The organism is Shewanella colwelliana (assembly GCF_001735525.1).
Lineage (GTDB): Bacteria > Pseudomonadota > Gammaproteobacteria > Enterobacterales > Shewanellaceae > Shewanella > Shewanella colwelliana.
Map to the genome: position 1 here is coordinate 23,477 of NZ_MCBT01000018.1, position 20,246 is coordinate 43,722.

The 20,246-nt window shown below is 46.2% G+C and carries 12 protein-coding genes; 5 read left to right on the plus strand and 7 right to left on the minus strand.

Annotated elements, in window-relative coordinates; genetic code table 11:
- Window positions 1-43: 43 nt before the first annotated feature.
- From mak to BEL05_RS06905, 5 genes are all read right to left on the minus strand, one after another.
- Window positions 44-934, minus strand: a complete 891-nt coding sequence (gene mak, locus BEL05_RS06885) for a fructokinase (RefSeq protein ID WP_069670698.1) — start codon at window positions 932-934, stop codon at window positions 44-46.
- 25 nt (window positions 935-959) lie between these two features.
- Window positions 960-1,757, minus strand: a complete 798-nt coding sequence (cysQ, locus tag BEL05_RS06890; RefSeq protein WP_083250315.1) for a 3'(2'),5'-bisphosphate nucleotidase CysQ — start codon at window positions 1,755-1,757, stop codon at window positions 960-962.
- A gap of 243 nt (window positions 1,758-2,000) precedes the next feature.
- Window positions 2,001-3,086: a glycoside hydrolase family 16 protein gene (locus BEL05_RS06895; RefSeq protein WP_069670700.1), complete on the minus strand. Its 1,086-nt coding sequence runs from the start codon at window positions 3,084-3,086 to the stop codon at window positions 2,001-2,003.
- A gap of 176 nt (window positions 3,087-3,262) precedes the next feature.
- On the minus strand, window positions 3,263-5,824 hold the full coding sequence (locus BEL05_RS06900; RefSeq protein WP_069670701.1) for a glycoside hydrolase family 3 protein: 2,562 nt from the start codon (window positions 5,822-5,824) through the stop codon (window positions 3,263-3,265).
- 37 nt (window positions 5,825-5,861) lie between these two features.
- The gene (locus BEL05_RS06905) at window positions 5,862-7,121 is read right to left on the minus strand and encodes a sugar MFS transporter (protein ID WP_139151847.1); all 1,260 of its coding nucleotides are present in this window, start codon (window positions 7,119-7,121) and stop codon (window positions 5,862-5,864) included.
- A gap of 424 nt (window positions 7,122-7,545) precedes the next feature.
- Here BEL05_RS06905 and BEL05_RS06910 point away from each other — a divergent pair, with 424 nt between their 5' ends.
- The 5 genes from BEL05_RS06910 (at window position 7,546) to BEL05_RS06930 (ending at window position 13,797) form a co-directional block, all read left to right on the plus strand.
- Window positions 7,546-8,874 (plus strand): GH1 family beta-glucosidase, encoded by a 1,329-nt coding sequence (locus BEL05_RS06910; protein WP_175427329.1) that lies wholly within the window; start codon window positions 7,546-7,548, stop codon window positions 8,872-8,874.
- A 225-nt stretch (window positions 8,875-9,099) separates the two neighbouring features.
- Window positions 9,100-10,428: a glycoside-pentoside-hexuronide (GPH):cation symporter gene (locus tag BEL05_RS06915; RefSeq protein WP_069670824.1), complete on the plus strand. Its 1,329-nt coding sequence runs from the start codon at window positions 9,100-9,102 to the stop codon at window positions 10,426-10,428.
- A gap of 37 nt (window positions 10,429-10,465) precedes the next feature.
- Window positions 10,466-11,464 (plus strand): LacI family DNA-binding transcriptional regulator, encoded by a 999-nt coding sequence (locus BEL05_RS06920; protein ID WP_069670704.1) that lies wholly within the window; start codon window positions 10,466-10,468, stop codon window positions 11,462-11,464.
- Between the two features lie 399 nt (window positions 11,465-11,863).
- On the plus strand, window positions 11,864-12,049 hold the full coding sequence (locus BEL05_RS06925; protein ID WP_139151840.1) for a hypothetical protein: 186 nt from the start codon (window positions 11,864-11,866) through the stop codon (window positions 12,047-12,049).
- Window positions 12,050-12,330: 281 nt separating this feature from the next.
- Entirely contained in the window at window positions 12,331-13,797 is a 1,467-nt protein-coding gene (locus tag BEL05_RS06930) for a capsule assembly Wzi family protein (RefSeq protein WP_069670706.1), read from the plus strand.
- 258 nt (window positions 13,798-14,055) lie between these two features.
- Here the strand turns inward: BEL05_RS06930 and BEL05_RS06935 are convergent, their stop codons facing one another.
- On the minus strand, window positions 14,056-17,052 hold the full coding sequence (locus tag BEL05_RS06935; protein WP_069670707.1) for a TonB-dependent receptor: 2,997 nt from the start codon (window positions 17,050-17,052) through the stop codon (window positions 14,056-14,058).
- Between the two features lie 104 nt (window positions 17,053-17,156).
- On the minus strand, window positions 17,157-19,811 hold the full coding sequence (locus BEL05_RS06940; protein ID WP_439332366.1) for a family 16 glycosylhydrolase: 2,655 nt from the start codon (window positions 19,809-19,811) through the stop codon (window positions 17,157-17,159).
- Window positions 19,812-20,246: the final 435 nt, after the last annotated feature.

Here is a 20,246-nt window from a genome sequence, read left to right on the forward strand (position 1 = left end):
ATATAAAGTGGGGCAAGTGTAACCTAGGCGACCTATGAAGTCATTACCAAAGCCAAGCGGCGCCGCGTACACCTGATGAACCGCCATACATGTTCTGCACCACAGGGGTTCGACACTCGCCGCCCAATACATACTTAGGTAACACATCCGGTAATAGTGGATAGATAGCGTCAATATTAGACACGCCCCCACCGAGCACAATCACGTCGGGATCGAGCACATTAATGACATGAGCCAAAGCGCGCGCCAGTCTATCGATATAACGATTAAAAGCAGCGGTCGCCAACGGTTCCCCTTGTGCCATCCTCTGGGCAATCTCTATCCCGCTGGGCGCATCACCACCAGCAGCCTTATAGTCACGCACAAAGCCAGTGCCAGAAATAAAGGTTTCGATACAATCTTGGTTACCACAAAAACACTGAGTCGAGTTAAATTCGTCCGCAGTCATCCAAGGCAACGGGTTATGCCCCCATTCGCCACCAATACCATTACTGCCACCATGGACCTTACCGTTTATCGCCAAACCGGCACCACACCCAGTACCAATAATGACGCCAAACACCATGCCCTTCCCTGCCGCCGCGCCGTCAACAGCTTCAGAGACAGCAAAACAGTTAGCATCGTTGGCAACACGCACCTCACGATTAAGTCGGTTACCTAAATCGACGTCCAACGGGTGGCCGTTTATCCAGGTGGAGTTGGCATTTTTAACCAGACCAGAAAATGGTGAGATCACCCCAGGAATACCAACACCAACGGTGCCCGTCATCCCAAGTGTTGTTTCGGCTTCAACGACTAACGACTCAATCGCAGCTAACGTCGCCTGATACTCACGTGGTGTTGGAATGCGTTTACGAAACAGCTCATGACCATCTTCATTAAGCGCAACTAACTCAATCTTGGTTCCACCAAGGTCAACACCCATTCTCAACATACTCAACTCCAACGTGTTTATCTTTTTATTGTTTGCTTGACCAGTGTTTAGCCGTGGCAATAAAGTAAGGGTTTAAAATATTTTCTTTCTGGTTGTAATCAAGGGGTAAACCCGTTTCATAATTGATGACCGCACCATGCGCACTCTCAAGTACTGCCTGTGCTGCAGCGGTATCCCACTCACTGGTTAAGCCTAAACGCGGGTAGATTTCAGCGACGCCTTCGGCCAATAAACAAAACTTCAACGAGCTACCAATGCTGGTCATACTATGTGCGCCCAGCTCAACTAAATATCGCTCTAGGCCTGGGCTCACATGGGATCTGCTGCCCACCACACGCGGCGTTGCGGGTGCGCTATGCTCACTCATGTTGAGATCAACAATCTGACTATCCCTTGCTAACCACGCGCCCATCGATAATGCGCCGTAGTAGCACTTATCTAAAACTGGCGCATAAACGACTCCGGCAACGGCTTTACCACTGTCGATAAAGGCGATATTGACGGTAAACTCACCATTACGTTTAATAAATTCCTTGGTGCCATCAAGGGGGTCTATAAGCCAATATTGTTGCCAATGTTTACGCTCATCCCAGGCAATGTTAGCCGCCTCTTCCGACATCACAGGAATATCAGGGGTTAATGCAGCAAGCCTCGCTACAATGACTTCATGACTGGCGATATCGGCTGCGGTTACTGGACTGTCATCGACTTTGGTTTGCACCGCAAACCCATCGGAATGATAAATATCCATAATTGCCTGACCGGCCTCTTTAGCGATATCGACAATTTCAGCCAACCACTCTTGCTTAAATGTATGCTTCAAACTTATCTATCTCTCTTATTATTAACGGCAAAGTGAGTATGCCATTGCAATGAAAAAGCAGGTAATAACGATTTAATCATACTTTTAGCAAAAGATACTAAGCTAGGGCATGATTCATTAACAGCAATAGTGTTTGGCTGCATTCGTATTCAAAGTGACGACCACTTATACAGACCATCATCACTATGCGAGCGTTAACCTTCAGGAGTCACAACCAACTGGTTTGTACGGCATGCTTTGCAGTCAAGAGCCTTGAGTTATGTCAGTAAAAACGGGGGCTTGATGTCCCTTAAGGACTGGCACCGAATCATCAACCTTGCTGCACCCAACTCCCGTTGCAGGAGAGAGACTGCACTCATATACTCTAACGAAATCAACCTGCATAGTTTGAGGAAATACACTGCCATCAATCCCCGTATCGTTGACATTACCAGCCCATGCACCGCCCACGGCCAAATTAAGAATCAAGTGAAAAGCTTGGTTAAAAGGCGCATCTCTGTCACCAGTGATTAATTGACCACCTTGCATAGTTTGGCTGTACCAACCCGATGAGCGCTGAGTGGCGTAATGCACTTCATCCACGTACCAACGGATCTCCCCGGCTTGCCACTCAATGGCGTAGGTATGAAAACCATCCGCCGGATTAACATCGTTTGGTAAACGATACTCTTGCCCAGAATAGACGTTATCAGGCCAACTTTGACCATAATGCAACGTCCCGTGCACCCTAGCTTCTAACTCATTTTCTTCGGCTTCCTCTCTGTCGCTACGCGCCTTGAGATTTACCGCTTCCATAATGTCTATTTCTCCCGAAGCTGCCCAGCCGCCATACACCCAATCAGTAGGCAGCATCCAGATAGCAGGCCAGGTACCTTGCCCCTGTGGTAATTTGGCTCGGATCTCAAACCGCCCATATTGCCAGTCCCCCTTTTTGGCACTTCGCATTCGCGCCGAGGTGTAGGGCAAGGTTTTACTCTTGTCTAGCGCATCATAATTAACATCATCATCTTGCAGTGCTGGACCATTAAAAACTTCTGACGTTGCAACAATATTGAGTATGCCATCACGCACAAACGCGTTATCGGCTCTGTCGGTATAACACTGCTGCTCAGCATTTCCTCCACCATAACAGTTCACTTCAAAGCCCCAGCGCGTTAAATCTATCTCCTTGCCTGCAAACTCATCGCTCCAAACTAAATGCCAAGGTCCCGCTTGCTCGGTAGCCGTTTGCTGATCCACTAGCGATGCAGTGCCACTGGAGGTGCAACCACCTAACGCAAACATTAACAACGTCGGCAGTAATCCTATACTTTTAAAGTGGAGTGTCATTGAGAGGTTTCCTTATCAAAATAAGCACCACATACAGCCAATTTATAATGTAAATTGAGTGCGCTAGATCTACACATGTTTACGAGCGAACAGGCTCATTATTAAACATTGAGAGTGGCTTAAGCTTTTGTCACTAATCTATATAAAAAACATTAAGTCACTCTCTGATGCTCACTCTATCGGCAACTGACCGTCGCAGCCTCAACCTCAGGCGGCACTATGGCAATATTAGCGAGTCCGAGTGAAAGTTGCCCCTTAGTCTGCAAGGAAAAAGGTTTAATCACTCGGCTGAAATCAACACCTTTTTGTTCAAAGCAGCTAAGATCGACCGTGACAGTTGACCATACCTTTACTGGTAAACTTGCTAAAGTGCTTGATACGTCGATACTCGTTGAGCAACTCGGTTCACAGTCCATGCTCAATACAACCTTCTCGGTTTGTGGCTCGATTAACTGCACATCAAAGCTTAGTACAGACTGATTTTCGCTAAAGCCTCTTAAATCACGAGGAAAAGCACCAAAGATGGCAACGTTGCCCTGGCCACTACCGTTAAAGGTAAATAGTCGAGCATCCTCTTGTACCTTCTTGTCGATAGTGCGCGTATAGACCACCGAATTTTGTTGAATCGTCTCTCTGATCGCTTGATTATCACCACCAACCCCAATCCCCATAATCCAAGGTTTAACCACTGAACGCTCAAATAACCTTAACGCTGCCAACTCATGATGATCACGCTGCACGGTTTCAGGTAAATCATTAGCTAGCTGACCAGCCTCGCCCGCATGCAAGCCAAAGCCGTAGGGCAGCAATGGCTGATAATCAGTATCAAAACGGTTCACCGCAGTTTGATTTGCGTGCGCTGGCCATGAGAAAGAAAGCTTGCCTGTAAAGTCGTGTTGTACCTTATCCTGCGCGTCTCGCAGCAGTACTTGCGCGATACCATCGCCCTCTGACCCCGGTAACCAAGCCGCCACAAAGGCGTCTGATGCATTCAGTTCAGGGTTGACCCACATTGGTCGGCCACTAATAAACACTGAGACCACAGGGATACCTTGAGACTTCAACGATTGAAGCAGCGCTAAATCACGTTTATCACCTCGTTGATATTCCAAGTCATCTAGATCGCCATTACCCTCGGCGTATGGCTCTTCACCGAAAACAACAATGGCTACATCGGGTCTACTGTTGAAACGACCATCTTGGCTTAACTCAATTTCCCCTCCGGCAGCAACCACTTGCTCAGCCAACCCCGCATAGATCGAACGACCACCAGGAAAGTCAGCATTGGTGTTGTTTGTCCCTTGCCAAGTGATCGTCCAGCCACCTGATTGCTTGCCAATATTGTCGGCCGCATCGCCAGTCACTAATATTTTTTGCTTAGGCGATAGAGGTAAAATTCCCTGATTATTTTTTAATAGCACCAGTGACTCTCTCACCGCTTGCCTAGCGATATCTCTATGTGCTTTTGAACCAATCAACTGCGTTTTACCCGCAAGTGGACGGTTCTTTGGACTTGGTTTCTCAAATAAGCCTGCGCGTAGCTTTACCCGTAATATCCGACTAACCGCATCGTCAATACGACCCATTGGGATCTCACCTGATTTAGCCTGAGCTAAGGTATTCTGATATAGGGGTTTCCACGCTGAAGTAGGCACCATATAAATATCAAGCCCTGCATTCGCCGCACGAGCACAGCTTTCATTGCTACAGCCATCAACTTGTCCGTGGCCATTCCAATCACCAACCACTAAACCATCAAATCCCATCTGCTGTTTTAACACTTGTGTCATGAGGTACTCGTCACCGTGGATTTTCTCACCGTTCCAGCTGTTAAATGACGCCATCACAGTTTGGGCACCGGCCGTTAGTCCGCCAACATAGCCCTGAGCGTGAAGTTCAAACAATGCCTGCTCAGAGACCGTATTATCGCCCTGATCGACTCCACCTTCTGTGCCACCATCACCAAGAAAATGCTTAACCGTCGAGATGACATGTTGTTCATCTAGAAAGGTCTCACCGATCTTGCCCTGCAGTCCGGTTACAATAGCGGCAGAGTAGGCTTTCACTATATCAGGGTCTTCCGAATACCCTTCATAGGTTCGCCCCCATCGGTCGTCACGCACCACAGCAACCGTTGGTGCAAAAACCCAGTCAATCCCCGTGACCATCACTTCCCTTGCTGTGACTGCAGCCACCTGCTCTATTAACTGCGGATTATTAGCAGCGCCTAGCCCAATATTATGTGGAAACAAGGTCGCACCGATCACGTTATTGTGACCATGTACGGCATCAGTGCCCCACATTGTTGGAATACTAGAACCGTCTAGCGAATCATCAACAGAGGCTTGATACATGGACTCAGCCAAAGCTATCCAATCGGCTGGCGTGGCATGCTTATCATTATTTGGAAACGCTCCGCCACCATTAAGATATGAGCCAAAGCCATAACGACGCATGTCTTCGACAGTAATATCTCTAATCTCAGGTTGGATCATCTGGGCAATTTTTTGCTCTAAGGTCATCTGCTGCAACATTGCGGTGACGCGTTGCTCAATTTGACTTTGTTTACCCAAAGGCAAGCTAAGTTTAGGCCAAATGAGGCTAGCATCACGTGACAGACTGTCTCCAATAGATACAACACTGTCGTTATCGGAAACGGCATTAATATTGTCAGTTGAACACGCTGACACCGCGACAGCTAGAGTCAACGGCAACGCAATTTTTGAACCATGAAACATATGAAAAGTCCTTAATTGTCTTTATTTAATCAACCAATTAAACGGCTGGACGGCTGCCTTTAACGCCATAAAAAATAATATAGCTGTAGCAAAGCACGGGGAGAATAAAGGCGACCTGAATACCAAGGCTATCGGCCATAACACCTTGTAAAAGCGGGACAATTGCGCCACCAACAATAGCTAGGCATAACCAGCCAGATCCTTGAGAGGTGTGCGGGCCTAACTTTTGCAGCGCCAAACTAAAGATAGTTGGGAACATAATAGAATTAAATAAGCCCACTGCAAGAATCGACCACATCGCTATTTGTCCACTACTTAAAATAGCCAAGGTTACCAGTAAGCCAGCCACCAAAGCATTGAACCCAAGTACCTTGCCTGCTGCAATTTTTTGCATCACTGCAGAGCCTACAAAGCGCCCAATCATTGCCCCGCCCCAATAATAGGTTATATATTTAGCAGCATCGGCTTCCTCTAGCCCAGCGATATGAGGTTCTCCAAGAAAATTAACTAAGAAGCTACCGATTGACACCTCTGCACCAACATAAAGAAAAATCGCGACGGTGCCCATTGCCAAATGACGATGCTGTAACGCACTGGTTTTCCCTAAATGCTCTACCATATCCCGGTCATCACCACTGGCGTGCTCCGCTATAACGGGTAATTTCAACTGATAAAAAATAACGGCCAGCATCGCTAGCATGGCAGACAACATTAGATATGGCAGCTTTACCTGCTCAGCTTCAGCTTGTGCATGGCTTAAATCACTGCCTGCACCCGCGGCCACGGAGAGAATTAACACAGCACCAAAATAGGGAGCGACAGTCGTACCCAATGCATTAAATGCTTGCGTCAAATTTAATCGGCTTGAAGCGGTCTCAGCACTTCCTAGGGCGTTGACATAAGGGTTGGCCGCCACTTGTAATACGGTGATTCCAGATGCCAACACGAATAAAGCCGCTAAAAACAGACTATAAATAGCTTGGTCAGCAGCGGGATAAAAAAGCGCACACCCTGCGCTAGCGATAAGTAACCCCGTCACAATACCTTTTTGATAACCCAGTTTTTTTACCATCTTCCCCGCAGGAATCGACACTAAAAAGTAGGCGCCAAAGAAGCAGAACTGTATTAGCATCGCTTCGGTATAACTCAATGAAAAAACAGCTTTAAGGTGAGGAATGAGAATATCATTTAAACAGGTAATGAATCCCCACATAAAAAATAGAGATGTTAAAGAAACCAGCGCAAATCGATGCCCCTCCCCCTTGCTTGCAGCCAACACTGCACGACTATCCGACATCATTGGTGAACCAGCCATAATTACCTCTATTTCATTATTATTGTTAAACGACACCGACTCTTTCCTAAGAACAAAGGCTTACTTACCACTACAGTTGCATTGATGATTCATACATCGCCCAAATAGGTTGACCTTTATTGTTTTAGGTTTTAGCCTTAATGTAAGCGCTTTCATTTATAACATAATAACAACGAAACACAACCATGGCGACAACATTTGTGTAAGCGCTTACAGAATGATGGTATGATTACCAAAACCGATGAGTATTTAGTCCCATAGTCAACGCCAAATACCATCATGGCGATACAGTATTCTAAGTGACTAATCGCTTTGGCTAAGCAACTAATTGTGTCGGTGCTTATGAGTCCATGTGCTATCGGCACCAACAAAAAAAGAATTTTTTAAGGGATTGATATAGATTGTTATGAACATTTTGCTGCCAGATAACTCACCTATGTTAACACCAGAATTTACCTATGGTGTTGCAACCGCTTCTTTTCAAATAGAGGGGGCCGCACACAATCGTCTTCCCTCCATTTGGGATACATTTTGCAATACCCCTAATAAGATTCGTGATGGTTCAAATGGCGAAATAGCATGTAACCATTTTCATCTATGGCAGCAAGATATCGATCTGATTGACTCACTAGAAGTTGATGCTTATCGCCTATCGATCTCTTGGCCGCGAGTGATGACCCTATCCGGTGAACTCAATCCAAGCGGGGTCGATTTCTATCTACAAATCCTCGATAGGTTAATCGCCAAAGGCATTAAACCTTACATCACACTTTACCATTGGGATCTCCCCCAGTATTTAGAAGACCGTGGTGGCTGGCTCAACCGTGATACGGCCTTTCAATTCCAGCGCTATGCAGACCTTATCTCTCAGGCATTTGCCGATAGAGTCTTTGCCTATGCAACCTTAAACGAGCCGTTTTGCAGTGCCTATTTAGGCTATGAAGCGGGTATCCATGCCCCTGGTATCCAAGGTAAACAATTCGGTAAAAAAGCCGCGCACCATCTGTTGCTAGCCCATGGTTTAGCACTAGAGGTATTACGAAAAAATGCCCCTAATGCCCAACATGGCATAGTACTTAATTTTACCCCTTGCTATGCAGAAACTGACAACCTCAAAGATAGAGAAGCGGCCAAACTGGCTGATGAGCATTTTAATCAGTGGTATATCAAGCCTATTTTCGATGGTGCCTATCCAGATCTACTTGCCGCACTACCTTCAGATGAATGCCCCGACATTCAAGAGGGTGACTTGGCAATCATTTCAGCCCCAATCGATTACCTTGGTATTAACTTTTATACCCGCGCTGTCTATCGCAGCGACCCGCTGGCAGGGTTTCAAGATGTGCCGCCAAAGGATGTGCCTGTTACTGATATGGGGTGGGAGATCTACCCTAAGGCTTTTAGCGACCTACTGATCTCTCTTAACCAAAAATACCGCCTACCGCCAATATTTATCACCGAGAATGGCGCGGCCATGGTTGATAAACTGGTTGATGGTAAAGTCAATGATGATGAAAGAGTCGCTTATTACAATGATCACCTTAATGCCGTCAATAACGCCATTAGCGCCGGCGTTGATATTCGCGGCTATTTTGCCTGGAGCCTAATGGACAACTTTGAGTGGGCTGAAGGCTACCTGAAACGATTTGGTATCGTTTACGTTGATTACAACACCCAAGAAAGAATAATCAAAGCCAGTGGCCATGCATATAAAGCACTGATTAGTAATAGATAAAAATAAGTCACCATCCATGGATAACGATAATCGACAACGATTAAGGCCGTTTTTGAGATATCGCTTCGCTGTGTGATGCAAAATTTGTCCGTTTCTATGAAGAGAGCATGCCGTTTCAAACAAAAATGAGTGAAAGCTTTCAACCCAGCACAGATAACATGGAGTCAGCCCTATCATGAACAATAATAAAAAATATCGTGTAAGCAGGGGTAATGTAAGATGTCAGTGATCGCTATAAAAGAAAAAATTGCATATGGTTTAGGTGACACCGCAAGCAATATCATTTTTCAAACCGTAATGATGTTTCTCCTCATTTTTTATACTGATGTCGTTGGTCTATCGCCTGCAACGGTCGGAACCCTGTTTTTGGTTGTCAGAGTATTTGATGCTATCACAGATCCATTAATGGGCTCTCTTGCCGACAGAACACATACTCGTTGGGGGCAGTTTCGCCCCTATCTACTCTGGTTAGCTATCCCCTTTGGGCTTATCAGTGTGTTGGCCTTTACTACACCAGACCTTAGTGACACTAGTAAACTCATTTTTGCCTTTGTTACTTACACGCTATTGATGATTGCCTACACTGCCATCAACATCCCCTATTGCGCCTTAGGTGGGGTACTCACCGCAAATCCTAAAGAGCGTGTCTCGATTCAATCTTACCGCTTTGTCTGTGCCATGCTTGGTGGCGTCATCGTAGCATCATGTACCATGCCACTGGTGGAATGGTTTGGTAATGGCGATACAGCAAAAGGTTATCAACTCACCATGGCCGCGATGAGTTTAGGTGGTGTGGTCTTATTTCTGCTCTGTTTTGCTGTAACCAAAGAACGAGTTCACACCAATAAAACCCAGAAAACACCATTTTTAGAGGGGGTACGCCACCTCTGGAATAACGACCAAGCTCGTTTATTGTGCATGTCAGGTCTATTCTTATTAACTGGCCAGGTATTGAGGATCACATTAGCAGTTTATTATGTGAAGTACTTTTTACAGCGCGAAGATTTAATTACAGCCTTTATGACCACAGGTATGGTGGGCAGTATGTTAGGCTGTGCGCTCGCACAAAAATTGGCACAACATATCTGTAAAGTTAAGGCCTATATTGGGTTGCAGATCATTGCCGCCATCATCTGTGCAGTGAGCTTTTTCATTCAGGCAGAGCAAATAATCATTGCCTTCGTCGCCTTCTTCCTTTGGAAGTTTTTCCTTGATATGGCCAGCCCATTACTTTGGGCGAAAATGGCTGATACAATTGACTATGGTCAGTGGAAAACCGGGACCCGTGTGACCGGCATGGTTTATTCTACGGTGATATTTTTTATTAAATTGGGCATTGCACTCGGTGGTGCTATCGCAGGGTGGGCATTAGCGTATTACGGCTATGTTTCTGACGCCGCGCAAACTAACACCACTAAAGAGGGGATCTTACTCTCATTTACTCTCTATCCGGCTATCGGCTCACTCATTGTCGCAGGTATCATGCGCTGGTATATTTTGGACGACAACCGAGTCGCACAAATACAACAGGAGTTACAACCTGCTACCGACTGATTGGGTTTTCCTTTTGGTAGCAATGTAAAGGATTTTTATGGCAACAATTTATGATGTATCAGTGCTCGCAGGCGTCTCTCTCGCCACCGTCTCAAGGGTGATGAACAAAAATGCCAAGGTAAGCGAAAAAACAGCCCAAAAGGTGCAGGATGCAATGAAGCAGTTAGGCTACCGCCCTAACGCTATTGCACAATCCCTGGCTTCTAATCGCTCTAATAGTGTTGGTATCTTAGTTTCTGAGCTACATGGCCCTTTTTATGGTTCTATGATGAGTGGCATTGAAGCGGAATTAAGAACCGCTGAAAAACACGTCATTATCGCGGCAGGCCACAGCGAAGAAGCATTAGAAAAAGAAGGGATTGAGTTTCTCATTAGCCGCAGATGTGATGCGCTCATTTTGCACGTTGAAGCCGTGTCTGATGAGTACTTAGTTGAACTGGTTAAGGGTGATATCCCTATCGTGCTCATCAATCGCTACATCGCAGAAATTGCCGATCATTGTATTAGCCTCAATAACGAACTCGGTGGTTACTACGCCACTAAAGCCCTGTTAGAACAGGGTCACAGGCAGTTTGCTTATATATCTGGCCCTTCATGGAAAATGGATGCTCAAGAGCGTTTAAAAGGCCACCAACGCGCCCTAAAAGAGTTTAATGTCCCCTACAATGACGCATTAACCTATGAAGGTGATTATCAAGAAACCAGTGGTAGTCAAGGAACCACCTACCTGCTTGAACAATCTCGACCTTTCACCGCACTCGTCTGTGCCAACGATGAGATGGCATTGGGAGCCATGACGGTGCTGCGAGAGAAAGGTATCAGGGTTCCTGATGACATCTCGCTTATGGGATTTGACAACATCTTTTTTTCGCAATTTATTCATCCTAAGTTGTCGACAGTGGATTACCCGATCAAACAGATGGGCAAAATGGCTGCATGTTGGACGCTAAAACACACCTTCAACCAAGCCGAGCATGATATCACTCATATCTTTACCCCAAGCGTAGTGATTCGAGATTCTACTCAAGCCGTCTAATCGCAGCCCTATATAGGTTATCGGCTATAAATAGGCTAGCGGCTAAATGTTAGATAAGTGCTGAAAGCGTAACAAGATAGTGGAACAGAGATAAACAGCGGACAAGGGCTTGAATGTTTCGGCGAGCTTACAGCATTGAAACTCGCCGCCAGTAATGCAAAAGCTAAGCGGTAAAATGTGCAACACAACATTTGTGGACAGGGATGTTCAGCAAGACGGGGAAAAGCCTAACATTAAAAAATTTGCTGCCCACTTTCCGTGTCAAACAGCATATCCAAAACTTTGGCTAACCTGATGGAGTCACCTTTGCAGCCTTCCGTAAAGAAACACCACCTAAATACCAAGATGCGACCTTAATTAACATCTCGACAACTAGAGTATATGCCTATCGCCAACAAAATGAAAGCGCTTACAATCGATTTTATTTCCCCACATCAAGGACAACAAAGTAGCCTAAAACCTGACCCTAAACTCTCATTCAGCGCTAACCGTTTTCAACAAGAATATCTGACCAATAATGAAACTGAACATAGAGGCAACAGAGTAGAAACACACCTCCACTTCTTAGCGCAAGCCGCGCAGTAACGTGACGCTAATTCATAAGCTTAAGTCATCACCTTGGTAGATGTTCTCCAATACGGTCGTGCAGCAAATCGCCTACAAGCCTATTTCGTTCTCAGTTTGTTACTGCCAGCCTTGCTCACAACTTAACATATAATCCTATCCCACAGGATTACAACCAATATCAAACCCAATAAAAACAAGCTAATAACAAACACCAGCGCTTCAGTCGCTATGACACTTATAGCCTTGTTATCTCGCCCAATGTCGCTAAAATGCGCGGCATAAATCGTTAAGGGAATATCATGAAAAAATACTTACTCGCTGGAATGATGATACTCAGCATTAGCTCAGCACAAGCTGCGTGGTGGGTTGAGCCCACAGACTTACCGCTGCGTGCAGACATCCAACTACTTGCGGATACTGGAATTATTTTGCAACCTGTTACCACCTTTCCGTTGATGTGGGCAGGACTCAAGCAAGATCTCGAAAAAGCCGATATTACGTCACTGTCACGTATTCAAGCGGATGCCTTCAATAGAGTGATGAGTGCTTATGACAATGACCATCAGGCCGTTAGCACCCACGTAAAACTCGCCGCGGCAACTGATACAGCTCGCTTCTTAGGCTTTGGTCACGACTATCGCGATAAAGCAGAAGCCGAAATCAGTGTCGATGTCACCCAATCTTGGTTTAGTGGCCGCCTCTCTGGTAGTTATCATGCCGATCCACTCGATGGCAATCGCGCACGCCTCGATGACAGCTTTGCTGCGGTCATGTTAGGCAACTGGATAGTCAGTGCTGGTGCCCAGCAAAAGTATTGGGGACCCGGCTGGGACAGTGGTTTAATTCAGACCACCAATGCCCGGCCTATGCCTGGTATTACCTTCAGTCGCAACAACAGTTCAGCCTTCGAAACGCCTTGGCTTAATTGGGTTGGCCCTTGGACCTTTACCACCAGCTTTAGCCAGATGGAGAGCGATCGCTATGTTCCTGACACCAAACATTGGGGCGCACGTGGCACACTAAAACCTATCTCAAAACTGGAAGTGGGTTTTTCATGGACCATGCAATGGGGCGGTGAAGGTTATGGCAACAGTTTAAGTGACTGGTGGGATGGACTCTTTAACGGTGGCCAAACTGAAAGCGAAATCGAAAACGGCCAAGAGAATATGCTCGCTGGCTATGATTTGCGTTGGTCAGATACTGCATTTGGCATTCCTTACGGCATCTACTTTGAGCGCATTCACGAAGACTATCATAACGGTAAAAACAAGCTTATTAATGCGGCCAATATGGGCGGTATCGACTTTGTATTAAGTGACCTCAATACTCGAGTTTTCATCGAATACTCAGATACCAAGGTGTCTTGCGGCCTCGACTCACAAGTCTATAACTGTTTGTATGAGCATGGTTTTTACAAAAGCGGCTACCGTTACTACGGTAAAAGTTTAGGTAGCACCTATGACAATGACTCTGAAACACTGGTCATCGGCGGTATCACTCAGCTCGGAAATGGCCAAAGCATCACCAACAAATTCCGTTGGCTGCGTCTTAACACAGATGGAAGAGACACTGGTAACCCAGAGGGCGGAAATCCTGTCTCGCCGGGCGAATACGAACGTGTATATCAGTTTGACACCAGCTACCACAGACCGCTTTATCAAGGCACACTAAAGATGGGCGGCACACTAGGCTACAGCCAGTATGTCCATCAAGGCGGTAATGACTGGGATACCAGCGTCTATGCAAGCTGGGAGCGCAGCTTCTAGCTGGCCCGTAGTAGCGAAAAGCCCTGATTCATCGTTGATTCAGGGCTTTTTCTTTACAGCTATTTTAATATTTTAACTCAAGCCCTTTACGGTGTTTGAGCTGTTCTCATTTTATCAGGTATGTTTTAACCACTAAGCCAAATAGCCCCCTAGCACTGACTTGCTAGAAAGACTTGAGAGCAATAAGCAGAAAAAAACGCTGAGTAGTCTCTCAGCGTTTTTATTGTGTATCTCTTTATAAACGACCTACATTAGGCGTTAAAAAGATACTCTTGCCCCTAATGCGTAACGGCTACCGTACTGATTAGCAAATAGGAACTGCTCTTCAAACCGACCATAGCCCTGCTCAACTTCATTGTTAAGGTTGATGCCTTCAAGAAATACCGTTAAGTATTCGTTGACATCGTAGTTGATGCTCGCATCAAGTTGACCAAAGTCCTTGGCATATTGTGGCGGCGCATCGGCAGACCCCTGAGATTGTCCTACGCCAATCAGATAGCTATCACGCCAAGCATAGGTAAATTTCACCGATAACCCATCCTTCTCATAGAAGGCTTGAAAGTTGGCTGAATTACCCAAGCCTTCCAGCGGTTGCTGTTGTGCAAGGCTGTAGGGGTCAAACTCAACATCGCCTTCGACAAGTGTGCCATTGACGCCTAGACCAAAGCCCGATTCACCAAATACATGTTGAAACGCTAACTCAATCCCCTGTACTGACTTTTTGTTACTGTTTACTGGGCTTGTTAGGTCCCAAACGATTAACGGATCTGAGTCTAGCGGCGCAATCTGGCCATCTGCATTACCATATCCATTGGCAATCATTTGCTCGAAAATGGTATTTTCATTAACGGCAGTGCCTGCCGACTCAAGCTGTGAAACGGCCTCGAGGTAACGTGGACTGTTGTAGACATCATGCAAACCATCGATCGTCGTTTGCGATGTCGAGCGTGAAACGAAGTTATCGACATCCTTGTGGAATAAACCAATCGCCGCATAACTGGCATCAGCATAGTAGTATTCCAAGGATAGATCTAAGTTAAACGATTCCAAAGGCAGTAGACCAGGATTACCACTTCCCCCGCGACGCGCACCAATTTTGGGGCTACCACTTAAGCTTCGGCCTGCCACCATGTCACCCAGCAATGGGCGGGCAATGGTTTTACCTGCTGAAAAACGCACCACAACGTCTTCCACCACTTCCGCATCAATGTCTAACATTGGTAGCCAAACATCATAATCGCCAGTTTGAGTAAGATAGTTATCATCTCCCCCATCGACATATTTCATGATCCACTCTGTAGGGCTTGCCCAAACGACTTGCTCTTCAACTCGTTGTTTAACCGTGCTTGAGGTATCTGTTTGCTCATATCTCAGGCCCAGATTAACGTTCACAGCGACATCACCAATGTCAAACCCCCATTGAGTGGTTAGATACAATGCAAGCGTCTCTTCTTCCACTAGGCTTGAGCTGTCAATACCGTCAATGTAAGGGTCGATTGAGTAATAGTTATCGCCAGCAATGTCGGGGGTAATATAAGCCAGCTGACGTGCAATGGCTTCGTCAAAGCTAAAGGTATAATAGTAATCAGGGTTTATGCTGCTTCCACCGCCGCCGAGGGCGTCCAACAATCCAGAAGCATCATGTGCCTGAAACATACCATCAGGGAAGATCTCAGTGTAAGACGGATTAAAGCCTGGGCCGCCACGTAAACCACTCCACGCGGTTGTCCCAGACATCGACTGCTTAGTGTAAGACGCGCCGAAATCCACTTTTACGAGAGCATCATAAAACTCTGGATACCAGTTGGTATTAAACTGCGCCTGCTGAATATCACTTTCACCTGGAGAGTGGATAAACTGACTAAAGTTAGAGTCTATCTCACCAGGAGAGAGCTGATTAGTCCCATTATTCCAGTTGATCAGGTAATTAGGGATGTCACCAGTACGGTAATCGTAAACCTTTGAGGCTAGCTGATCTGACCCCAAAATGATTTGAGCTGCACTGCCCAGCCCTTTATCGGCACCATTATCAATCTTATTGGATGAATCGTGATAGTCGAAGGTAAAGCGCCAATATTCATTCGCACTCCAATCGAGATTTAAGCCAATACTATCTGCTCTAACTTCAGTGGTATTGCGTTCGGCTGTAAATGATCCATCGCCACCACGGATCTCTGAATAAACACCAGTGCCGTTCTCGTCAATTTCATAACCAATGAGCGGCGAGCCATCGGTTGAAGAGTTCCATATCCCCCAGCCAAAGCCATTCGTCGCCGTTAGCGCTCGGGTTCCCATATAATCAGCGGTTATCACTAAACTGTCGATAGGACTATATTGCAATGACACCATGCCATTGGTGCGCTCGCGTTCTACATCACTGATGCTGAAGTTCAAGTCCCTTGGCATAAAAAATGGCGCAATGGCATTGCCATCGGCATCTTTAAAGTTGGCAATAGGGTTACCGTCTGCATCTTTCTCGCGATGATCTAGCCCTTGTTGCCCAGCGAGAATAGGTAAACGACTGTTGTCTGTTTGAGCGACCCACCCCTGAACATTGGCAGTCTGCTGACGGAAATCTCTTTCCTGTTGTGATACTGACACCATGATGCCGAAGTCATCATCGAGAAAGGTGTTGCTGTAAATGGCCGCGACTTCAGGGGTAATATCATCGCCTAGCTCATTGGACTCGTCATAGATCCCTTTAGCAGACAGGTTAAACGATTGTCCCGGATTATCTAGCGGTTTTTGAGTGATGATGTTTACCGTAGCACCAAGGCCACCTGTCGGCGTTTCTGCACGTGCAGTTTTGACGACTTCAAGGGTTTTAACCCCTTCTGATGACAGGTTCTCTAAATTATATGAGCGCGTGTAACCTGTGCCTGGCATCTGTCGGCCGTTAACGGTGATCAAGTTGTATTCAGGGCCAAAACCACGCACAGTGATCTGACTACCTTCACCATTTGCACGGCTTACGGTCACGCCCGTGATACGTTGCAGTGACTCAGCTAGGTTGGTATCTGGAAATTTACCAAGCTCCTCAGAAGATATCGCATCCACCACGCCATTTGAACCACGCTTAATATCCATAGAGCGATAAAGACTTCCTCTTATCCCTCGGACTTCAATCACTTCGATCGTTGGTTCATCAACCGCGGGAGCTTCTTCTGCGGCGAAAGTATTGGGGACCATCGCCACCCCCATAACAGCGGCCAACGCGGCCGACAATCTATTGAGTCTGAATTTTTGTTCGCGCATAGTTGCCTCATTATTCTTTGAATTGAAACAGTCTTACTTCACTGGTTTTATTTGATTAAGCACCGCCACCAAAATCAATCAAAGTGGCGGTATCGGCACATATATCAAGGCGTACCTATGATAGCGTTATCAAGTCTGAACACCGCGCCATCTCCTGTGCCCCAAGAGGGGAAGACCATCAAAACATCAATTGCACTGGCGTCAAGTCCAGCATCCGCTAGCGTTTGAAGGGGAAAGGTGTACGTTTGCCATTGGCCAACGACGGGCTCACCCCCTTCAATACTGTCTGATAAACTGAGTTCCACTGCACTGCTTGCATCGCCAGATTCGATCTTAAATGTCCATTCTGAACTCGGATCACTTGGCGAACTCACGACCTTCATATCAAAGCGAACCACACCAGTAGAAACTGCAGCACTGGCATCGTAATAAACCCCATCGTCCGCGAAGAAACCAACAACAGTTGGTTGCTCGCCAATCACATACTCTGCTACAGCTCCATGTTCATTGTCATCAGAGACAACCGCAGGAGTACTGCCCGAACAGCAATCCCAAATCGACCAAGCATCGGCAATTTGGTCAACAAAAAGCGTAAGTCCATCTAAGGAAGGGCCTTCTGCACCGGGCTGAGAGATTTTTACATTATCGATACGATAAACTGCGCCCTCACCCTGGCCCCATGCAGGAAATATCATCAACACATCAATCGCACTGATATCGAGACCCGCAGCAGAAAGATCTGCTAAAGAGAAGCTGAAGGTTTGCCACTCGGCTGTTGGCGCCACTCCTTCAACACTGGTGGTTAATGCCACTTCAGCAGCCGAATCACCGTTATTGGATTCCACCTTAAACAACCAAGGTGCATCTGGTGTAGTTGGCGCATTGACCACCTTAAGGTCAAACTGAATCAACCCTTTCTCAAAGATAGCGCTCGCATCAAACGTTGCCCCAGAACCCCCAAACTCAGTGCGATTGGTATACCCCATCACAGTCGGCTCGCTACCAATACTGAATTCAGATACGATTCCTTGTTCCGCATCATCAGAGACCACGGTAGGCGTAGAACCGCCACAGCAATCCCACATTGGCCAGTCAGGGTTTTCATTATCAGCAAAGATTACGACAGAAGGCAGTGTTGCATTTGGACGGGCGATCTTAACCTCATCCATAAGGTACTCGGCACCATTGCCACTTCCCCATGCAGGGAACACCATCACCACATCGATAGCTGATAGGTCTAGCCCTTTAGACGCTAACAAGGAGAGAGGAAAACTATAAGTTTGCCATTGGCCTACTGTAGGCAGGACACCTTCAGTGCTATCAGTAATGGGCACTTCCACCGCCGTCGCACCTTCATTACTTTCCAATTTCACCGACCAAGTGACATCAGGTGCAGCCGGAGCACTGACCAACTTCATGGCAAAACTCAGCACACCAGTAGACTCTATCGGTGAGGCATCAAATGGACTTGGAACACCTTCAGGATCGGTAATAAATGCAGAGCGACTGATAAACCCATTAACCGTTGGGCTTTCGCCCACCACAAAGCGATAAACATCACCTTTGTCCGCATCGGCGACTAAATCAGGCGTTGAGCCACCACAACAATCCCACGCTGCCCAGTTTGGATTTGGCATACTGTCAAAAATAAGTAGATCTTTTGCCACGCCATCAGATGGAGGCGTTGGCGCGGGCGCTTTCCCCTCAACGAGGGCATCATCAAGCTTATCGTAACCAGGACGGACAGTTTCACAACCTTTACCAGTATCAGGGTTAGCACTACATTGATAAACCCTAACATAATCAACTTGATATTTGTTTTCGCTGTTAAAGGCAGCCTCATCAATGCCGGTTTCATTTACATTGATTGGCCAGTTACCACCTACAGCAAAATTGAGCATTAAATGGAATTTTTCATCAAAGGGTTGATTGCCCCAGGTTAAGTTCAAGTCACCTGTGGATTGATCAAAATATTCGGTAAACCACCCTTTATACGCTAAACCAACGGGTTGCTCTTTAGCGTTATATCTAAGCTCAGAACGACGTTGAGTCGCATACAAGTAGTCATCAACATACCAGCGAATTTCACCTTGCTGCCATTCAATTGCATAGGTATGAAAGTCATCTCCTGGGTTGATGTTGTCAGGCAGGGTATAGGCTTTGCCAGATTGCTCATTCTTAGGCCATTCACGACCATAATGAAGGGTGCCGTACACGTGGGCTTCAGGGTTACCTTCAGCATCTTTAGCTTTTAGGTTAACCGCTTCTACAATATCGATTTCGCCACTTCGTGGCCAAATACCGTAAACGTTGTCAGTGGGCAACATCCAAAATGCTGGCCAACTGCCCTGCCCAACTGGCAACTTGGCACGCATCTCTATGCGGCCATACAAAAAATCAGCCTTGCCTTTAGTAGAGAGTCTTGCTGAAGTGTAAGGCTTTTCTGCGCCTTCAACGGCTTTTAACGCTGCAATATTCAGCACACCATCTTCAATCCAAGAGTTCTCAGGCGCATCGGTGTAGCATTGTGCTTCTTGATTACCTCCCCCCGCGCAATCAATCTCATGAGTCCACTTAGCCGTATCAATATTACTCCCGCTAAACTCGTCACTCCATACCATTTCCCAGCCCGTAGCTGGCCCAGAAATATCCACATTATCCAAATTGGTGGAGGTATTTGTCTCTCCCCCACACCCCTGAATAGCCAACGCTATAATACCAAGGGATAAATATTTGGTCGTTCCAGAAACCTTTCTCATCATCGAAGCCCAACCCATTGTTTATTAACAAAATTATTCAGCTTAATATGTCGTATTTATTCTTAATTTTAACACCAACATGAAAAATGTAAGCGCTTACTTGAATCATACTAGTGACTAACTTGTAAAAAATCAACAGAATCTATGTTAACAACTCATTAAAAAACTCCCCAACCACGGTGGTAAGCAAAAGAGAATTAGACTAACGACTAATAAAGGCTTGAGATTGTGACGTTAAGGGAGAGGATGATTAGAATTAAATTAGGTGAAACCTTACACACAACTTGAAGCTAACCTACAACAACAAAAAAGCCCTGACTTACCGCTAAGTCAGGGCTTAATTCGATGCTCAGGGCTTTCAGTTTATAATGTGTTCAAAGCGTGAGGACAAATACCTTTAAGCTATATGCCTCTATGGTTTTACATATTAGCTGT

Coding starts and splice junctions, on each gene's coding strand:
- mak (WP_069670698.1), bottom strand. CDS start 934: ATGTTGAGAATGGGTGTTGACCTTGGTGGAACCAAGATTGAGTTAGTT.
- BEL05_RS06895 (WP_069670700.1), bottom strand. CDS start 3,086: ATGACACTCCACTTTAAAAGTATAGGATTACTGCCGACGTTGTTAATG.
- BEL05_RS06900 (WP_069670701.1), bottom strand. CDS start 5,824: ATGTTTCATGGTTCAAAAATTGCGTTGCCGTTGACTCTAGCTGTCGCG.
- BEL05_RS06905 (WP_139151847.1), bottom strand. CDS start 7,121: ATGTCGGATAGTCGTGCAGTGTTGGCTGCAAGCAAGGGGGAGGGGCAT.
- BEL05_RS06910 (WP_175427329.1), top strand. CDS start 7,546: ATGAACATTTTGCTGCCAGATAACTCACCTATGTTAACACCAGAATTT.
- BEL05_RS06920 (WP_069670704.1), top strand. CDS start 10,466: ATGGCAACAATTTATGATGTATCAGTGCTCGCAGGCGTCTCTCTCGCC.
- BEL05_RS06925 (WP_139151840.1), top strand. CDS start 11,864: ATGAAAGCGCTTACAATCGATTTTATTTCCCCACATCAAGGACAACAA.
- BEL05_RS06930 (WP_069670706.1), top strand. CDS start 12,331: ATGAAAAAATACTTACTCGCTGGAATGATGATACTCAGCATTAGCTCA.
- BEL05_RS06935 (WP_069670707.1), bottom strand. CDS start 17,052: ATGCGCGAACAAAAATTCAGACTCAATAGATTGTCGGCCGCGTTGGCC.
- BEL05_RS06940 (WP_439332366.1), bottom strand. CDS start 19,811: ATGAGAAAGGTTTCTGGAACGACCAAATATTTATCCCTTGGTATTATA.